1 protein-coding gene is annotated in these 324 nt (G+C 68.2%); it reads left to right on the top strand.

All coding sequences use genetic code 11. From position 1 onward, the window contains the following. Positions 1 to 27: 27 nt before the first annotated feature. The coding region (locus A1830_RS23120; RefSeq protein WP_369815680.1) for a hypothetical protein at positions 28 to 324 on the top strand (297 nt) is incomplete at its 3' end.

Raw genomic sequence — 324 nt, 5'->3', positions numbered from 1 at the left:
ACCGACAGGCAGACTGCAGGGCGGTCCGTGTCGAAGAATGATGCCGGTACCGGAACGGATAATGGCACCACAGACGGGGCCGACAGCAGTGACGATCCGGCTTCCCAACCGGCTTCCCCACCGGGTAACCGGGCGGGCGGACGGGGACGGGGTAATCCGCCAGGCCGGTCCGGCAGCAGGCGGAGCGTAGGCAGTGCTGCAGATCCCCGGGGTGATGACGGCGTGAACGGGCCGTTGACTCCGGGCGCTTCAGCGGACAGGAATAACACCGCGGGACAGGGTTCCCAGACCGACAGGCAGACCGCAGGGCGGTCCGTGTCGAGG

Origin of the sequence: Erwinia sp. ErVv1 (genome assembly GCF_900068895.1) — a bacterium.
Classification (GTDB): domain Bacteria; phylum Pseudomonadota; class Gammaproteobacteria; order Enterobacterales; family Enterobacteriaceae; genus Erwinia.
The sequence above is the reverse complement of the archived record's forward strand: the minus strand, read 5'-3'. Positions and strand labels throughout refer to the sequence as shown.